We start from the raw sequence: 16,219 nt of genomic DNA, 5'->3' as shown, positions 1-16,219 counted from the left end.
CAGGTCAAAAAGCGGGAGTGCATGCCTGCATACAATCAGGGCTCGTTTGCCCTTCATATGCACTCTCGGAGCGTACCAATGGAATTACTCTGTCCGGCAGGCAGTTTGCCGGCACTGAAAACCGCCGTGGATAACGGGGCCGATGCGGTTTACATCGGCTTCAAGGATGACACCAATGCCCGCCACTTTGCCGGTCTCAACTTTACCGACAGCAAACTGGAAAAGGCGGTGGATTATGTGCATCAACATGGTCGCAAACTGCATATTGCCATTAATACCTTCGCCCACCCGGGGGCCGATACCAGATGGAAACAGGCTGTTGATCGCGGGGTGGCCCTCGGCGCCGATGCGCTGATCATCGCCGATCTGGCGGTGCTGGAATATGCCAGCAGCCACTATCCGGAGATGGAGCTCCATGTCTCGGTACAAGCCAGTGCCACCAATGCCGCCGCCATTCGCTTCTATCAGCAGCAATTCAATGTCACACGGGTGGTGCTGCCGCGGGTGCTCTCCATGCATCAGGTCAAACAGCTGGCCCGCGAAACCGATGTGGGCCTGGAGGTCTTTGCCTTTGGCAGCCTCTGCATCATGGCCGAGGGGCGCTGCTATCTCTCCTCCTACATGACTGGCGAGAGCCCCAACACCGTCGGCGCCTGCTCACCGGCCAAGTTCGTACGCTGGGAAGAGACCCCGAGCGGCCTCGAGTCACGACTCAACGAAGTGCTGATCGACCGCTATGGCCCCGGTGAAAACGCCGGCTATCCGACCCTGTGCAAGGGACGCTTCGAGGTGGATGGCCAGACCTACCACGCACTGGAAGAGCCGACCAGCCTCAATACCCTTGGCCTGTTGCCGGAGCTGTTCCAGACCGGGGTCCAGTCGGTCAAGATCGAAGGACGTCAGCGCAGCCCCGCCTATGTGGAGCAAGTAACCCGGGTCTGGCGAGCGGCCATCGATGCCTATCAGGCCAATCCCGAGGCCTATCAGGTCAAGCCTGAGTGGGATGCCCAGCTCGCCCGCGTCTCCGAAGGTAGCCAGACCACCCTCGGCGCCTATCATCGTCAGTGGCAATAAGGAGCCCACAGCATGCAATTTTCTCTCGGGCCTGTGCTCTTTTACTGGCCCAAAGCGGATACCGACGCTTTTTACCATGCCGCGGCCAACAGCCAGGCCGACATCATCTATCTGGGGGAGACCGTCTGCAGCAAGCGACGCGAACTCAAAGTCGATGACTGGATTGCGCTGGCTCGTCAGGTGGCCAGCTCCGGCAAGCAGGTGGTGCTCTCTACCCTCGCCCTCATCTCTGCCCCCTCCGAGCTTAAAGAGGTGAAACGACTGATCGATAACGGCGATCTGATGGTCGAAGCCAACGATCTCGGTACGGTGCAACTCGCCTGGGAGGCGGGGATCCCCTTTGTCTGCGGCCCGGCCATCAACGCCTACAACGCCGATGTGCTGCGGATGCTACTCAAAAAGGGGATGAAACGCTGGGTCATGCCGGTGGAGCTCTCCCGAGACTGGCTGATCCAGCTCAATCAGGATCTGGGCCCACTGCGCGACCGGTTCGAGGTGGAGGTGTTTGCCTACGGCCATTTGCCGCTCGCCTACTCGGCGCGCTGCTTCACCGCCCGCTCCCTCGACAAGCCAAAAGATAACTGTGAACTCGCCTGCATCCACTATCCGACCGGACGACTGGCCAACAGCCGCGAAGGGCAGCGAGTGTTCAACCTCAACGGGATCCAGACCCAGTCTGGTTACTGCTATAACCTCGGGAACGAGCTGGCAGGCATGGAAGACCTGGTGGATGTAGTCAGGCTCTCGCCGCAAGGGATGGAGACGCTGGAGATGCTGGCCCGCTTCAAGGCTAACCAGCAGGGCAATCATCCCCTCGTTCTGCAGCAGGATCGCGATTGCAACGGCTACTGGCGCCAGATCCCCGGCATGAGCCTGGTGGAATAAGCCCGCCATTCGCCCAACAAAAAGGCCTCATCGCGAGGCCTTTTTTACAGCTGTCGTGTGGATCAGGAGGGCTTATCGCTCTTGCTGCGGGCACTCTGAGCACCCGGTGGCAAGGGTTTACGCGCCATCAGCTCCAGCTCCAGCAACGCATAGCGGTGCTCGATAAAGTCATAGACGTTGTTGGAAAGCGCCAACTTGAAGTAGCTGATGGCTTCCTTGCGGTTGCCTCTGGCCAACTCGAACTTGCCCAGATAGAAGTAGGTTTCACACAAGCGCTCGGCGAGCTCCCGGTTATCCTTAACCCCTTTCACTACATTTCCCATCAACTGGGAGGCATTGATCTCGCCGATATAGAGGCGAACCAGATCCCAGTTCCAGGCATCGTCATCGTATTTGTTAAGCCGTTCGCGCATCCGGCTCATGGCCGCAGGGGCGTCGAGTTTTTGCTCGGCCAGATAGAGCCAAATCACCCGATAGGGGTCTTCTGGCTGCGCTTCATAGAAGCGCTTCATGTCCGAGCTGGCAAGCTCGGGACGGTTACCATAATAGAGCGCTATACCACGATTGAGATAGGCATAGTCATAATCAGGTGCCAGCTCGAGGGCAGAGTCGAACGCCTCATAGGCTTCGTCATAATTTTGCTGCTGTACCAGATAAACGCCGATGAAGTTATAGGCTTCGGCAAAATCCGGTTTTTCACGCAGGGCTCGGTTAAAGTCGAGCCGCGCGAGGGAACGAAGGCCAACCCGGTCAAATACCACAGCCCGTTCATAGAACAGCTCAGCCCGTTGCTCGGTGGTCAATTCCATTTCACCGAGCATCTGCCCGAGTCGCGCCAGCGCCAACTCACTTTGGTAGGAGACCTGCAGGGGGGTCGCCAAAACCAGTGAAGCAGGCTGCTGCTTGGGAACCTTGGGGGTGTTAACTTGACTGCTACTGCTGCAACCCCACATGGGGAGCAACAACAGGATACCAAGGAGGTATCCAATCCCTTTCCTGACGTTCAATGAACACTCCGACGCTTACGCTTGACCCCGCATATGGTAAAGGTCAACTGCCACTTTGTCATGTAGCTGTGTCCCTCTGCCTCAAATAAATCAGGATTCGACAGGGTATCCGGCTTCCAACCACCCCCGAAAACCGCCATCTACGCTGACTACCCGGCGATAACCCATCTGTTGCAGATGATCCGCCGCCAGAATGGAGCGAAAACCACCACCACAATAGAGGTAGAGTTCGGTCTCGGGATCAGGGAAACGGGTCTCGATATCCCGCTCAATCACCCCACGCCCGAGGTAGAGGGCGTTTGGCAAATGCCCCTTGCCCCACTCGCTCTCTTCTCTCACATCGATCAGATGAAAAGCGCGCCCTTCATCCTGCCAGCGCTTGATCTGGTGAACGTCAGTCTCGGTAACGCGGGAGCGGATCCCGTCAACCAGCGCCAAAAAACGAGGATTGTGTTGCATCATAAACTCCTGTTGCTTGAAACCTCTGCATCCGCAAGCGGCCTACGGAGATAAGAAAAGAGCGCCTTACGGCGCCCTTCACTGTTACGGCAGGATTTCCTGTTGTTCCGCACCCTCTTTCTCTACCTGGGTTGGCAGCATGTGCTCGCGCTTGACGCCGAGGAACATGGCAAATGCACTCGCCACATAGATGGAGGAGTAGGTACCGAACGCCACACCGATCACCATGGCCACGGCAAAACCGTGGATCAGCGCACCGCCCTTGAGCAGCAGCGCCAGCACCACCACAAAGGTGAGGCCAGAAGTGATGATGGTACGACTCAGGGTCTCGGTCATGGAGAGATCCAGAATGTACTCGGTATCCCCTTTACGCACCTTGCGGAAGTTCTCCCGCAAGCGGTCGAACACCACTATGGTATCGTTCAGGGAGTAACCCACCAGGGTCATCAGCGCCGCCAGTACGGTCAGGTCGAACTCGTACTGGAAGTAAGCGAACACGCCCAGGGTGATCACCACGTCGTGCACCAGAGAGAGAATGCCCCCCAACGCCAGACGCCATTCGAAACGCACCGCCACATAAGCCATGATGCAAAGGATGGAGGCTAGCATCGCCAGCGCACCGTCTGTTGCCAGTTCATCACCCACAGAAGGGCCGACAAACTCAACCCGTTTCAGCACTGCGCCCTCGTCGAGCAACTTGGCTGCCGCCAGCACTTCGTTACCCTGTTGTTCTACCTTAACCCCCTCTTTCGGGGTCAGGCGGAACAGCACGTCACGGCTGGAGCCAAAGTGTTGCAGGGTTGCCCCTTCAATCTTCTGCTCTTCCAGTGCGTCGTGGACCTTGTCCAGGCTCACCGACTGCTGGAACCCCACCTCGATGGTAGTACCACCGGTAAAGTCCAGACCCCAGTTCAAACCCCGATCAAACAGGAAGAACAGGGCAATCACCATCAGCACGGAAGAGAAAACCACACCCGGCTTGGCATAGCGCATAAACGGGATCGGTTTTTCAAAATGTAGAATCTGAAACATTTCTCTATCCTCAGATGGGCAGCTTGTCGATGCGCCGTCCACCCCAAGCCAGGTTGATAATGGCACGGGAAACTGTGATGGCAGTAAACATGGAAGCGGTCAGACCAATGCCCAGCGTCAGGGCAAAGCCCTTGATGGCGCCAGTACCGATACCGAACAGGATCACGCAAGTAATCAGCGAGGTAACGTTCGAGTCGGCGATGGTGGCGAATGCCCGATCAAAGCCCAGATGGATCGCTTGCTGAACACCACGACCGTTGCGGATCTCTTCACGAATACGCTCGTAGATCAGCACGTTGGCATCCACCGCCATACCGAGCGTCAACACAATACCGGCAATACCCGGTAGCGTCATGGTGGCACCCGGGATCATCGACATGATGCCGACAATCAACACCAGGTTCATACAGAGCGCCAGGTTGGCTACCCAACCAAAGGCACGGTAGTAGATCCCCATGAACAGCACGATCACCAGCATGGCCCAGCCGATGGCTTCCATACCGCTGTCGATGTTCTGTTGACCCAGGCTCGGGCCAATGGTGCGCTCTTCCACGATCTGGATCGGGGCGATCAGGGCACCGGCACGCAGCAGCAGCGCCAGGTTGTGAGCTTCGTTGGCGTTATCGATACCTGTGATACGGAACTGGCTACCAAGACGCGACTGGATGGTGGCGACGTTGATCACCTCCTCCTGCTTGCGGAACTTGCGCTTGCCATCCGGACCCGGCTGACCCACCGGCTTGTACTCGATGAACACGGTCGCCATCCCTTTACCAACGTTGTCCTTGGTAAAGTTGGCCATCTTGTTGCCACCCTGGCCATCAAGCTTGATGTTGACCTGGGGACGGCTGTACTCGTCAAAACCGGACTGGGCACCGACGATATGGTCACCGGTCAGGATCACCCGCTTTTGCAGCACCACAGGACGACCGTTGCGATCGTTATAGACCTTGGAGCTTGGCGGGACACGACCATCGGCAGCAGCCTGGATGTCGGCAGTCTCATCGACCATATGGAATTCCAGGGTCGCGGTTGCACCCAGGATCTCCTTGGCACGGGCGGTATCCTGAATACCTGGCAGTTCAACAACAATACGCTCGGCGCCTTGTTGTTGCACCAACGGCTCGGCTACACCCAGCTCATTGACCCGGTTCCGGATGATGGTGATGTTCTGCTCGAGGGCATACTTTTTCACTTCCTTGATCTTCGCTTCACTCAATGCAGCCTTGAGGATGAACTCATCCCCTTTCTGCTCGGTGGTAAAGGTCAAATCAGGGTTCTGACGACGCAGATGGGAAGCGGCACGTTCTTGATCCGCCTCATCGCGAAACAGCACCTGCACCTGATCACCGGTACGGCGAACGCCTGAGTAACGGATCTTCTGGGTGCGCAGTTCGGTGCGAAAATCCTGCACCATCTGCTCTTGCTGCTTGGTCAGCGCTTCAGCCATGTCCACTTCCATCAGGAAGTGCACACCACCGCGCAGGTCCAGGCCGAGCTTGAGCGGCGCAGCACCGATGGCTTCGAGCCAGGCGGGGGTAGAAGGAGCCAGGTTGAGTGCAGTGATGAAGTTATCGCCCAGTTTGTTGGCAACAACGTCGCGGCCCTTGAGCTGGTCTTCAGTATTTTTGAAACGGATCAGGATGAAGCCGTGCTCAAATGCAGCATGTTTAACCGGGATCTTGGCCGCTTCAAGCGTCTCTTTCACCAGGTCAAGGGTATCTAGCTTGACTTCGGCACCACGGCTGGCAGATACCTGCAAGGCCGGGTCTTCGCCGTAAAGATTGGGGGCTGCATATAGAAAACCGATGGCGATCACCAGGACCACCATCAGGTATTTCCACAGCGGATAGCGATTCAACACGCTGTGCTCCTTGGGAGATTAAAGGGACTGGATAGAACCCTTGGGCAGAACGGCAGAGACGAAGTCCTTTTTGATGGTGACTTGAGTCTGGTCGTTCAGGGCGATCACCAGGTAATCGCTATCTGCAGCCACTTTGGCAATCTTGCCAACCAGGCCACCGGAGGTGAGCACTTCATCACCCTTGGACAAGGAGCTCATCAGATTGCGGTGATCTTTGGCACGCTTGGCCTGGGGACGATAGATCATGAAGTAGAAGATCAGGCCAAATACGGCCAGCATGATGATCATTTCCATACCACCACCCTGTGCACCCGGAACTGCGCCTTCTGCATATGCCTTGGAGATAATGCTCATTTAACAACCTCTTGTTGATGTAGATATACAAAGATAACGAGCTGATACGCTGTTGTTATTTCACGTCATTTTCAGCTAACGGAGGCACAGGCTTCCCTTGCCGACGGTAAAACTCAGTTACAAAGTCGTCTAATTTACCCTGCTCGATCGCGTCCCGCAAACCTTGCATCACTCGCTGGTAATAACGCAGGTTGTGAATGGTGTTCAGACGGGCACCCAGGATCTCGTTGCACTTGTCCAGATGATACAGGTAGCTACGAGTGTAATTTTTGCAGGTGTAGCAATCGCAATCCGCATCCAGGGTGCTGGTGTCGGTGCGATACTTGGCGTTACGGATCTTGACCACCCCATCGGTGGTGAAAAGATGACCGTTACGGGCATTGCGAGTCGGCATCACGCAGTCGAACATATCGACCCCACGGCGCACCCCTTCCACCAGATCTTCCGGCTTGCCAACCCCCATCAGGTAACGGGGTTTGTCGGCCGGAATTTTCGGGCAAACGTGCTCGAGGATGCGATGCATATCCTCTTTGGGCTCACCCACTGCCAGGCCGCCGACCGCATAGCCGTCGAAACCGATCTCCAGCAGGCCATTGAGGGAGACATCCCGCAGCTCTTCATAGACCGAGCCCTGGATGATACCAAACAGGGCATTCTTGTTGCCCAGCGCATCAAACTTGTCACGGGAGCGCTTGCCCCAACGCAGGGACATCTCCATGGACTTGCGGGCATCTTCGTAGCTGACCGGATAGGGGGTGCACTCGTCGAAGATCATCACGATGTCGGAGCCCAGATCGTACTGGATCTCCATGGACTTCTCGGGGTCGAGGAAGATCTTCTCACCATTGATCGGGTGACGGAAGTGGACGCCCGCTTCGGTGATCTTGCGAATGTCGCCCAGGCTGAACACCTGGAAACCACCGGAATCGGTCAGGATCGGGCCCTGCCAGTTCATGAAATCGTGCAGATCGCCGTGGGCGCGCATCACTTCCTGACCCGGACGCAGCCAGAGGTGGAAGGTGTTGCCCAGCAGGATCTCGGCGCCGGTTTCACGCACTTCTTCAGGGGTCATCCCCTTGACAGTGCCGTAAGTACCGACCGGCATAAAGGCCGGGGTCTGGACAGTGCCACGTTCGAACACCAGTTGACCGCGACGGGCACGGCCGTCGGTGGTTTTCAGTTCAAATTTCATTACTACCTCGATTCAGTCAGAGAAACAGTCTGACAATGGAGGGCCATCCGGCCCGATATAAAGGCGAAACTTACGCCTCGCCCCGGCGACGGGTGACAAACATGGCGTCCCCGTAGCTGAAGAAACGGTACTGTCCGGCCACCGCAGCCTGATAGGCCGCCATCACGTTGTCATAGCCGGCAAAGGCGCTGACCAGCATGATCAGGGTCGACTCCGGCAGATGGAAGTTGGTGACAATGGCATCGACAATCTGGAACTGGTAACCCGGGAAGATGAAGATGTCGGTGTCGCTGAAAAAGGGCGCCAGAGGTTTTCCCTGAGCCAGGGTGACCTTGGCGGCGCTCTCCAGCGAACGTACCGAGGTGGTGCCCACCGCGATGACCCTGCCACCGCGGGCACGGGTCGCCGCGATGGCATCCACCACCTCTTGCGGCACTTCGGCATATTCCGAATGCATGTGGTGATCTTCAATCTTGTCCACTCGCACCGGCTGAAAGGTCCCCGCCCCTACATGCAGGGTCACGAAAGCCGTTTCAACCCCTTTGGCACGAATTTTCTCAAGTAGCGCCTCATCAAAGTGCAGACCGGCGGTCGGGGCTGCCACCGCACCCGGCTTTTGGTTATACACCGTCTGATAGCGCTCCTTGTCGGCATCCTCGTCGGGACGGTCGATATAAGGCGGCAGCGGCATGTGACCGATCGCTTCCAGGATCTCCAGCACCGGGCGCGGGTCGAGGAAATGGATCTCGAACAGCGCATCGTGACGGGCACGCATCTCGGCCTCGACACTCTTGCCGTCCTGACCTGCATCCATGATCAAACGGGTGCCCGGTTTAGGCGCCTTGGAGGCACGGACATGGGCCAGCACGCTGTGCTCGTCCAGAATGCGCTCTACCAGCACCTCCAGCTTGCCGCCGCTGGCCTTCTGGCCAAACATGCGCGCCGGAATGACACGGGTATTGTTAAATACCAACAGGTCGCCCGGATTGAGCTGATCCAGCACATCGACAAATTGACCATGGCGCAGGGCGCCGGTTTGACCATCGAGCTGCAACAAGCGGCTGGCGGTGCGCTCTGCCATCGGATAGCGGGCAATCAGCTCGTTGGGCAGATCAAAATGAAAATCGGATACTTGCATCTTTCACCTCGAAGGGAATCGGCGGCTAGTCTAGTTATCCCCATCTTCCAAGGCAACCCAAAAGACCAAAAACCCAAGAGAGACAAGGGATAGCGAGCAATATTGATACACCCATCCGGTTAATGATTCTTTAATGATCTGTATTGACCCTGATCATGTTTTGCCAGAGAGGGGTGGGCTAGGGTGAAGAGAGATACACAAGGAGGCTCACCATGATGACCTTATCCGAAATCATGACCGAACATCCCTTCACCCTGGGTCCGGAAAACAGTGTCAAACAGGCGATGGAGCTGATGCAGCAGGAGCGGATCCGCCACATTCCCATCGTTGACGAGCAGCACCACCTGCTGGGGTTGGTGACCCTCACCGATATCCTGGCTACCCGGGAATCCAAACTGCTGCTCATCAGCCCGGAGCGGGAAGCCGAGTTTACCGACAGCGTGCAACTCGACGAGATCATGACACGGCAAGTGGCAAGCGTGGACCCCCACGCCGGCATCAAAGAGGCGGCACTCTACCTGCAGCGCCACAAATATGGCTGCCTGCCGGTACTAAAAGGACGCAAGCTGATCGGTATCGTCACCGAGTCTGATTTCATTGCGGTTGCCATCAACCTGCTGGAGTTGATGGAAGAGCAGGAGCCACCCACCGATTTCTGACGGAATAAATGTAATAAAATTACAATAAAAGCGTTTTCAGCATACCTAATCGGCAAAAATGCTGAAAGTTTTTCATTTTGATTGAAAAATTACACCACATGGTTGCTTTGTGATCTTCGTCACACTATTATCAGCTCATGCAATAGTTGCCGAGAGGGAGACGAGGGATTGTGCACCCACACTCTTCCTTTCATATGTCTGCAAGTTTGCACACCCCGTAGTTAGTCTTTGCTGTAAAGCATTTGTTTATATCGCCATTCCTTGTTTGATGACCCGGCCCTATCGTTGCGATAGCGCCGGGATTTTTTTATCCGCGCTTTTCTGCCTCCCTCGATTGCCAGCACATCCCCCATCGCCGCGACCAGTTGCCTCAACCTCCTGCTCCACCGTTCATCTCATCGCGGCTGCGCTCGGCTTGCCCTGCCTTGAAAAGGCGATGTACCGCACAGATATTGAACCGCGACAAGGAGTTATCTCTGTACGCCAGAGATATTCATGTTAGGTACAGCCATAGTGAGTTATCTAATAAATAGATTTAAGCGATTCAAAAATGCGGCTTTTATCGATTAGCAAAAGTCCCTATGATGAATCCATCGAAAGTTAAACGCCTCGTCTGGCCAACCTTTGCAACACCAGACCGGCATATGTACATCACCAAGGAGCTAATAGATGTCTACCTATATCAATACTGAAATCAAGCCGTTCAACGCTACCGCTTATCACAATGGCAAATTCGTTCAGGTGTCTGACGCTGACCTGAAAGGCAAGTGGTCCGTGGTGTTCTTCTACCCGGCTGACTTCACCTTCGTTTGCCCGACCGAACTGGGCGATCTGGCTGACAACTACGCTGAATTCCAAAAGATGGGCGTCGAGATCTACTCTGTCTCTACCGACACCCACTTCACTCACAAAGCGTGGCATGACACGTCTGACACCATCAGCAAGCTGCAGTACCCGATGATTGGCGACCCGACTGGCACCATCACCCGCAACTTCGGCGTAATGATCGAAGAAGCCGGTCTGGCTGACCGCGGCACCTTCGTCATCGACCCGCAGGGCATCATCCAGATCGTTGAAATCAACGCTGGCGGCATCGGCCGTGACGCACTGGAACTGCTGCGCAAAGTCAAAGCTGCCCAGTACGTGGCATCCCACCCGGGTGAAGTGTGCCCGGCTAAATGGAAAGAAGGCGAAGCCACTCTGGCCCCGTCCCTGGACCTGGTAGGCAAGATCTAAGCCTCCCGCTTCCAAGACCGGCCCGCACAAGGGCCGGTTTTGTTTCCGGCCCTCAGAAAACGCGCGGTCTGCTTTCCGGCCTGCGTTAAATGTGCCGGTCAGCTTTCCGGCTCAAATTTCACGCCGACCCGCAATCACAAGAAGGAATTCGAAGATGTTGGATACCAACCTCAAACAACAGCTGAACACCTATCTGCAGTACATCGTCAATCCCATCGAGATCAGCGTGTCCGGCAATGACAGCGACAAATCTGCAGAGCTGCTGGCACTGGCCAGCGAGATCAGCGAGATGTCACCCAAAATTTCCATGACCGATGGCACTGCCGCGCGCAAGCCTTCCATGAGTGTCGCAGCACAGGGCCAAGCCCCGCGCGTTCACTTTGCCGGCATTCCCATGGGTCATGAATTTACCTCTTTGGTGCTCGCCCTGCTGCAAAGCGGCGGCCACCCCTCCAAGGCCGATGCGGCCGTGCAGGAGCAGATCCGCAATCTCAAGGGCGAGTTCCATTTCGAGACCTATATCTCCCTCTCCTGCCACAACTGCCCGGATGTGGTGCAGGCGCTGAACCTGATGGCGACCCTGAACCCCGGCATCACTCACACCATGATCGATGGCGCCCTGTTCCAGGAAGAAGTCGCCGAGCGCCAGATCATGGCTGTACCGAACGTCTACCTGAACGGCCAACCATTCAGCCAGGGCCGTATCTCGCTGGAAGAGATCGTTGCCAAGCTCGATACCGGTGCCAGTGAGCGCAAAGCGGCTGAACTCAATGAAAAAGCGCCCTACGACGTGTTGGTGGTGGGCGGTGGCCCGGCTGGCGCAGCGGCTGCCATCTATGCCGCTCGTAAAGGCATTCGCACCGCCATCGTCGCCGAGCGTTTCGGTGGTCAGGTGATGGACACCGTCGGCATCGAGAACTTTATCTCCGTGACCTACACCGAAGGCCCCAAGCTGGCCGCCAGCCTGGAGCAGCACGTCAAGCAGTACGGTGTGGAAGTGATCACCGAGCAGCGGGCCGCCGCCATCAGCAAAGATGGGTATGTGAACGTGGATCTCGCCTCCGGTGCCACCTTGAAGAGCCGTGCTGTGATCCTGGCGACCGGGGCCCGCTGGCGCGATCTGAACGTACCGGGCGAAGTCGAGTACCGCACCAAGGGCGTGGCCTATTGCCCGCACTGCGATGGCCCCTTCTTCAAGGGCAAGCGAGTAGCGGTGATTGGGGGTGGTAACTCCGGCATCGAGGCTGCCATCGATCTGGCAGGCATCGTTGAGCACGTCACCGTAGTGGAGTTTGCCGATACCCTTCGTGCCGACGAGGTACTGCAGAAGAAGGCCCGCTCCATGGGCAATATCGACATCATCATGAGCGCTCGCACTACCGAAGTGATCGGTGATGGCAGCAAGGTGGTCGGTATGGATTACGAAGACCGCACCACCGGCGAGATCAAGCACCTGACAGTGGCAGGCATCTTCGTCCAGATTGGACTGGTGCCGAACACCGAGTTCCTGAAAGGGGGCGAGATTGCCCTGACCCGCTTTGGCGAAATTGAGATCGATGCCAAGGGCGCGACCTCCCTGCCAGGTGTCTACGCCGCAGGGGATGCCACCACGGTACCGTTCAAGCAGATCATTATCTCCATGGGTGCCGGTGCCACCGCCGCACTGGGGGCGTTTGATTACCTGATCCGCAACCCGGCACCGGAAGTGACCAAGGCTGACGCAGTGACCGCCTGATAAACCCCGCTTAACAAAAAGCCGACGCCCGATGAAGTAAACACGAGCGTCGGCTTTTTTACATCTGCATCGACACGACATAAAAACCCCGCAGCAAATGGCGGGGTTGTTCATGACAGGGCTTAAACGACTGGCATCACTCCAGCAAGAAAACGGCCTCGATATTATCGCTTACCGTGATCTGCTGTTGCTGATAGCTGTTATCCGCCATATCCGGCGCCGGGGCTGCCATCGCCATGGCTTGCACCACCTTCAAGTTGCGGCTGTAAGCGGTGATGGGCGAGGAGTTGCGATACTCCACGCTGTATAGCTTGCCCAACTTCATATCGAATGCCTTGGCCAATGACTCCGCCTTGGTTTTGGCATCGTTCACTGCACTCAACCGCGCCTGCTCCTTGATGACTTGAGGCGATTTCAAGCCATATTCAATCTGGGATACGGACTCCAGCCCGGCTTTGAGGGCCGTATCCATCAAGGGGCTCAATTTATCCAGTTGATAGAGTTTGACCGCCAATTGCCGCTGGGCACGGTATCCCAGCAATACCGGCTTCTTATTCTCGCCATACTGATATTCCGGAGAGACCATCAGGTTGCCAGCCTCAACATCGCTGCGCGTGATCCCCAGCCCTTCCAGTTGGCTGAAAAAGGCAGCGACCTTGGTATCGACCTGCTGCTTGGCCTTGAGGCCCTGCTTATCCAGTGCACTCACCGCGACATTGAGGGTAAGCATATCGGGTTCGGTCTTCTGCTCGGCATAACCGCTCACCACCAGATGGGGCGCTTGCGGCACTTCAATCGCCAGCAGCGGAGCACTGACAACCAGAGCGGAAAGAGTAAGAAGGGGACGCCACATAGAAAAAACCTCAATCGGAAAGATTGAGGTGATTATGCCAGTGCAGCTACGGGATTCATATATCGTGCAAGGGGGGGATCTGATCCAGTATCTGATTGGTCAGATCGAGGCTGATGGTGACCATGCTGCCGGGCTCCTGGCTCTGGTTTGCCATATCCAGCGCCGGTGCCGCGCCACAGACCAGCACCTCATCATCGAAATGGAATGAGTCCCACGACAGAACGTGTCCTTGCACCGCCTGTCCAATATCGGTGCCAGCACTCTCCTCCTCCATCGCAGACCAGGCGATGGTATCAGACGGCCCCAGCAAATCTTGCAACAACGGGGAGTGAAAACTGGCCAGCGGATACTCCTGCTGACCCTGATCATGGCCAACCAGAATCATGTTATGGGCAGACTCGGTATCCATGACCGGCACATAGGTGATAGAGGCCGCTGCAAAGTCAACATAGAGCGACCCCGCTACATCACCAGCCTCATTCTCTATCTCCATCCCATCCAGCCGATCACCCGCGATCGAGGCCTGATAGCCAAACTGGCCGGCACAGGTAATGTTCCCCTGCCCATCCCAGCTATAACGGATGCCATCAATGTCGACCCAGTTGAATGACTGCATGATTACCCCTCTTGTCTACTGCCTGTATCTTATCCATCCCCTAGGGGAAAAAACAGGGGCCAGGCAAGCCCGGCCCCGAGACAAGGTTACGGATCAACCTTCAGATTTCCCTGATTCAACAGATCTTCAATGATGGTTTGGTCGCTACGTGAACCTCCTAGTGTCAGATCGATGCTGTCAAACTGGATAACATGGGTCGTGCTACCACTTCCCGAGCCATCCAGATCGATGGTGAGAGTAGATTTACCTGTACCCGGACCACTGGTGAAAGTGAGATAGGCATCAAGCGATGTTTTGTCGGCATGTTCACCTGTGAGCAACTCACTGATATCCAGCACATCCCCGCCAGTTCCGGTGGTGAAGTCCTTGATCACATCGGTACCACCCGCATCTGCGGCGCTCCACTTGAAGGTGTCCTTACCGCTTCCCCCTGTCAGCATATCGTTACCGATACCGCCAATCAGCAGATCGTCACCTTTCTGTCCGTACAGAGTGTCATCGCCGGTACCGCCATCCAGAATGTCATTGCCACCAACCGAACCGCCCTGACCAAAAGAGACATGACCTGCGGCAATCAACGCTCTCAGTTCACTACTGGTTGCTCCAGGATGTGCTGCGGCAAAGGCCGCCCAACCACCGTCGATACTGTCAGCATAAATACTGTCGCCAAAGAGGATATCGTTCCCATCACCTCCCCGCAGCACATCACTGCCGACTACTGCGACATTGATTAACCCCCCGGTAATATTACCGATAATATCCGTCAGCTGATTGGCGGTAGTGACGTTATTAGCACTCCCCCCCATCCCTTCGACATCGGTTAACAGTGCTAGAGCACTATTGGACACATTGATGCCAACCGACTCAATGGTAAAAGCCTGTGCCGTACCTGAATCAGCCGTTTCGATGAGCCCGACCTCACTGACATTATCATTACTACCTGTGCCAAGGACATGTTGCATAGCCTCGGTAGGGTCGACTGTTACGACAGAGCCAAAATTATTTAGTGCTCGATTTGGCACACCATCAGATACAAAAATCACCTTATTAACATCTGCGGCCAAAATAGGGGAGGATGACTCAATCCAGCTATTCGCTTGGGCCAAACCAGCCTCATAGTTAGTATATTCGCCACTGGTTGCACTGCCATTTGACGTCATTGCATTAATAAATGCGATAGCAGCGTTCAACTGTTCGAGATTATCAACACCCTTAGCAGTCAGCGTGAACGTACTGCCAGCAGGTGCAATTGTCCCGAACTTAACCAAATGAACCTTGATATCGCTGGCATCTGAGCCGTACAGATTATTGAGAGACGCAATAACAGATTGCTTCAATGCCGCAAGACGAGTGATCTCACTGGTAACACCTTGAGCATTAATGAAATTAATTCTGCTATCCATGCTGCCAGAATTATCTAGCACATAGACAATGTTAGCTTTCTGACCTGGTAATTGGTTGGAGCCACCAACATCCCCAATCAACACATCACTGCCCATAACCCCCTGGATAACCCCGCCAGGGACCCTATCGAATGGACTAGCTATTTGGTGCGCAACATGTGATGAATCCATATCACTGGCATTGTTACCAACAACCAGAACAGACTGGTTGCTTCGGATGCAAATCTCCAAGTTTGCAGGCACCTTATCACCATCCCCATCAACCAAGGTGTAGGTAAACAGCTGCTTCACTGCACCATCATCACCAAAGATCGCTGGTGATAAATTGGCCTTGGCAACAAAGCTATATTCCCCCACGTTGGTACCTTGCAGGTCGAACTTGAGAACTCCGAGCTCAGTATTGAGGCTCAATACTTTGGTCACCGCGTCGAAACTATGAGTTACCCCCCCCGCGCCCAAGATGTCGATGCCAGTACCATTAGCATTTAGGGTATAGGTTTGAGCACCAACAGAGACTGATGCTATAAATCCTACTCCATCAGCACCGGAGTTATCGTTAACCAATACATTGCCGGTTACCCCACCGCCCAGGGCCGACGCATGATCATTCTTTGCGCTAGTTGATCAAGTATCGATCAGTTGAGCGGCGCCAAGTACGATTTTAATTGTACCTTGCGTTGCCAAGCTGTAAATAGTCGAGATCTTAACTAAC

15 protein-coding genes are annotated in these 16,219 nt (G+C 55.5%); 5 read left to right on the top strand and 10 right to left on the bottom strand.

All coding sequences use genetic code 11. From position 1 onward, the window contains the following. Positions 1-78: 78 nt before the first annotated feature. Both BN4575_RS19035 and BN4575_RS19030 read left to right on the top strand, forming a co-directional pair. Positions 79-1,074, top strand: a complete 996-nt coding sequence (locus BN4575_RS19035; protein ID WP_068979362.1) for a ubiquinone anaerobic biosynthesis protein UbiU — start codon at positions 79-81, stop codon at positions 1,072-1,074. Positions 1,075-1,086: 12 nt separating this feature from the next. Next, positions 1,087-1,959 carry a U32 family peptidase gene (locus BN4575_RS19030; protein ID WP_068979361.1) on the top strand — a complete coding sequence of 291 codons (873 nt, stop codon included), beginning with the start codon at positions 1,087-1,089 and terminating at the stop codon, positions 1,957-1,959. 62 nt (positions 1,960-2,021) lie between these two features. Here the strand turns inward: BN4575_RS19030 and nlpI are convergent, their stop codons facing one another. From nlpI to queA, 7 genes are all read right to left on the bottom strand, one after another. Beyond that, positions 2,022-2,966, bottom strand: coding sequence for a lipoprotein NlpI (gene nlpI / locus BN4575_RS19025; RefSeq protein WP_305088051.1), 945 nt, complete (start codon positions 2,964-2,966; stop codon positions 2,022-2,024). Between the two features lie 90 nt (positions 2,967-3,056). Next, a complete protein-coding gene (locus tag BN4575_RS19020) occupies positions 3,057-3,425 on the bottom strand; it encodes a rhodanese-like domain-containing protein (RefSeq protein ID WP_068979359.1) in 369 nt (122 codons plus the stop codon). An 84-nt stretch (positions 3,426-3,509) separates the two neighbouring features. After that, positions 3,510-4,457 (bottom strand): protein translocase subunit SecF, encoded by a 948-nt coding sequence (gene secF, locus BN4575_RS19015; RefSeq protein WP_042018996.1) that lies wholly within the window; start codon positions 4,455-4,457, stop codon positions 3,510-3,512. 10 nt (positions 4,458-4,467) lie between these two features. Continuing rightward, positions 4,468-6,321 carry a protein translocase subunit SecD gene (secD, locus tag BN4575_RS19010; protein ID WP_068979358.1) on the bottom strand — a complete coding sequence of 618 codons (1,854 nt, stop codon included), beginning with the start codon at positions 6,319-6,321 and terminating at the stop codon, positions 4,468-4,470. Between the two features lie 18 nt (positions 6,322-6,339). Further along, complete coding sequence (gene yajC, locus BN4575_RS19005; RefSeq protein WP_042018994.1) at positions 6,340-6,675, bottom strand: preprotein translocase subunit YajC; 336 nt, start codon at positions 6,673-6,675, stop codon at positions 6,340-6,342. A 55-nt stretch (positions 6,676-6,730) separates the two neighbouring features. Continuing rightward, entirely contained in the window at positions 6,731-7,867 is a 1,137-nt protein-coding gene (gene tgt, locus BN4575_RS19000; RefSeq protein ID WP_042018992.1) for a tRNA guanosine(34) transglycosylase Tgt, read from the bottom strand. A 70-nt stretch (positions 7,868-7,937) separates the two neighbouring features. Then, a complete protein-coding gene (gene queA, locus BN4575_RS18995) occupies positions 7,938-9,005 on the bottom strand; it encodes a tRNA preQ1(34) S-adenosylmethionine ribosyltransferase-isomerase QueA (RefSeq protein ID WP_068979357.1) in 1,068 nt (355 codons plus the stop codon). A gap of 212 nt (positions 9,006-9,217) precedes the next feature. Here queA and BN4575_RS18990 point away from each other — a divergent pair, with 212 nt between their 5' ends. The 3 genes from BN4575_RS18990 to ahpF all read left to right on the top strand — a co-directional run bounded on the left by BN4575_RS18990 (position 9,218) and on the right by ahpF (position 12,635). Further along, on the top strand, positions 9,218-9,664 hold the full coding sequence (locus BN4575_RS18990; protein ID WP_068979356.1) for a CBS domain-containing protein: 447 nt from the start codon (positions 9,218-9,220) through the stop codon (positions 9,662-9,664). Positions 9,665-10,333: 669 nt separating this feature from the next. Further along, on the top strand, positions 10,334-10,900 hold the full coding sequence (ahpC, locus tag BN4575_RS18985) for an alkyl hydroperoxide reductase subunit C (protein WP_042018986.1): 567 nt from the start codon (positions 10,334-10,336) through the stop codon (positions 10,898-10,900). A 154-nt stretch (positions 10,901-11,054) separates the two neighbouring features. After that, on the top strand, positions 11,055-12,635 hold the full coding sequence (gene ahpF, locus BN4575_RS18980; RefSeq protein ID WP_068979355.1) for an alkyl hydroperoxide reductase subunit F: 1,581 nt from the start codon (positions 11,055-11,057) through the stop codon (positions 12,633-12,635). 136 nt (positions 12,636-12,771) lie between these two features. Here ahpF and BN4575_RS18975 read toward each other — a convergent pair whose 3' ends face one another. The 3 genes from BN4575_RS18975 to BN4575_RS18965 all read right to left on the bottom strand — a co-directional run bounded on the left by BN4575_RS18975 (position 12,772) and on the right by BN4575_RS18965 (position 16,071). Continuing rightward, positions 12,772-13,488: an SIMPL domain-containing protein gene (locus BN4575_RS18975; RefSeq protein ID WP_068979354.1), complete on the bottom strand. Its 717-nt coding sequence runs from the start codon at positions 13,486-13,488 to the stop codon at positions 12,772-12,774. A gap of 55 nt (positions 13,489-13,543) precedes the next feature. Next, positions 13,544-14,104 (bottom strand): hypothetical protein, encoded by a 561-nt coding sequence (locus BN4575_RS18970; RefSeq protein WP_068979353.1) that lies wholly within the window; start codon positions 14,102-14,104, stop codon positions 13,544-13,546. An 86-nt stretch (positions 14,105-14,190) separates the two neighbouring features. Next, complete coding sequence (locus BN4575_RS18965; RefSeq protein WP_141689873.1) at positions 14,191-16,071, bottom strand: type I secretion C-terminal target domain-containing protein; 1,881 nt, start codon at positions 16,069-16,071, stop codon at positions 14,191-14,193. Positions 16,072-16,219: the final 148 nt, after the last annotated feature.

It is taken from the genome of Aeromonas sp. EERV15, from assembly GCF_900079845.1.
GTDB classification, from domain to species: Bacteria; Pseudomonadota; Gammaproteobacteria; order Enterobacterales; family Aeromonadaceae; genus Aeromonas; species Aeromonas sobria.
The sequence above is the reverse complement of the archived record's forward strand: the minus strand, read 5'-3'. Positions and strand labels throughout refer to the sequence as shown.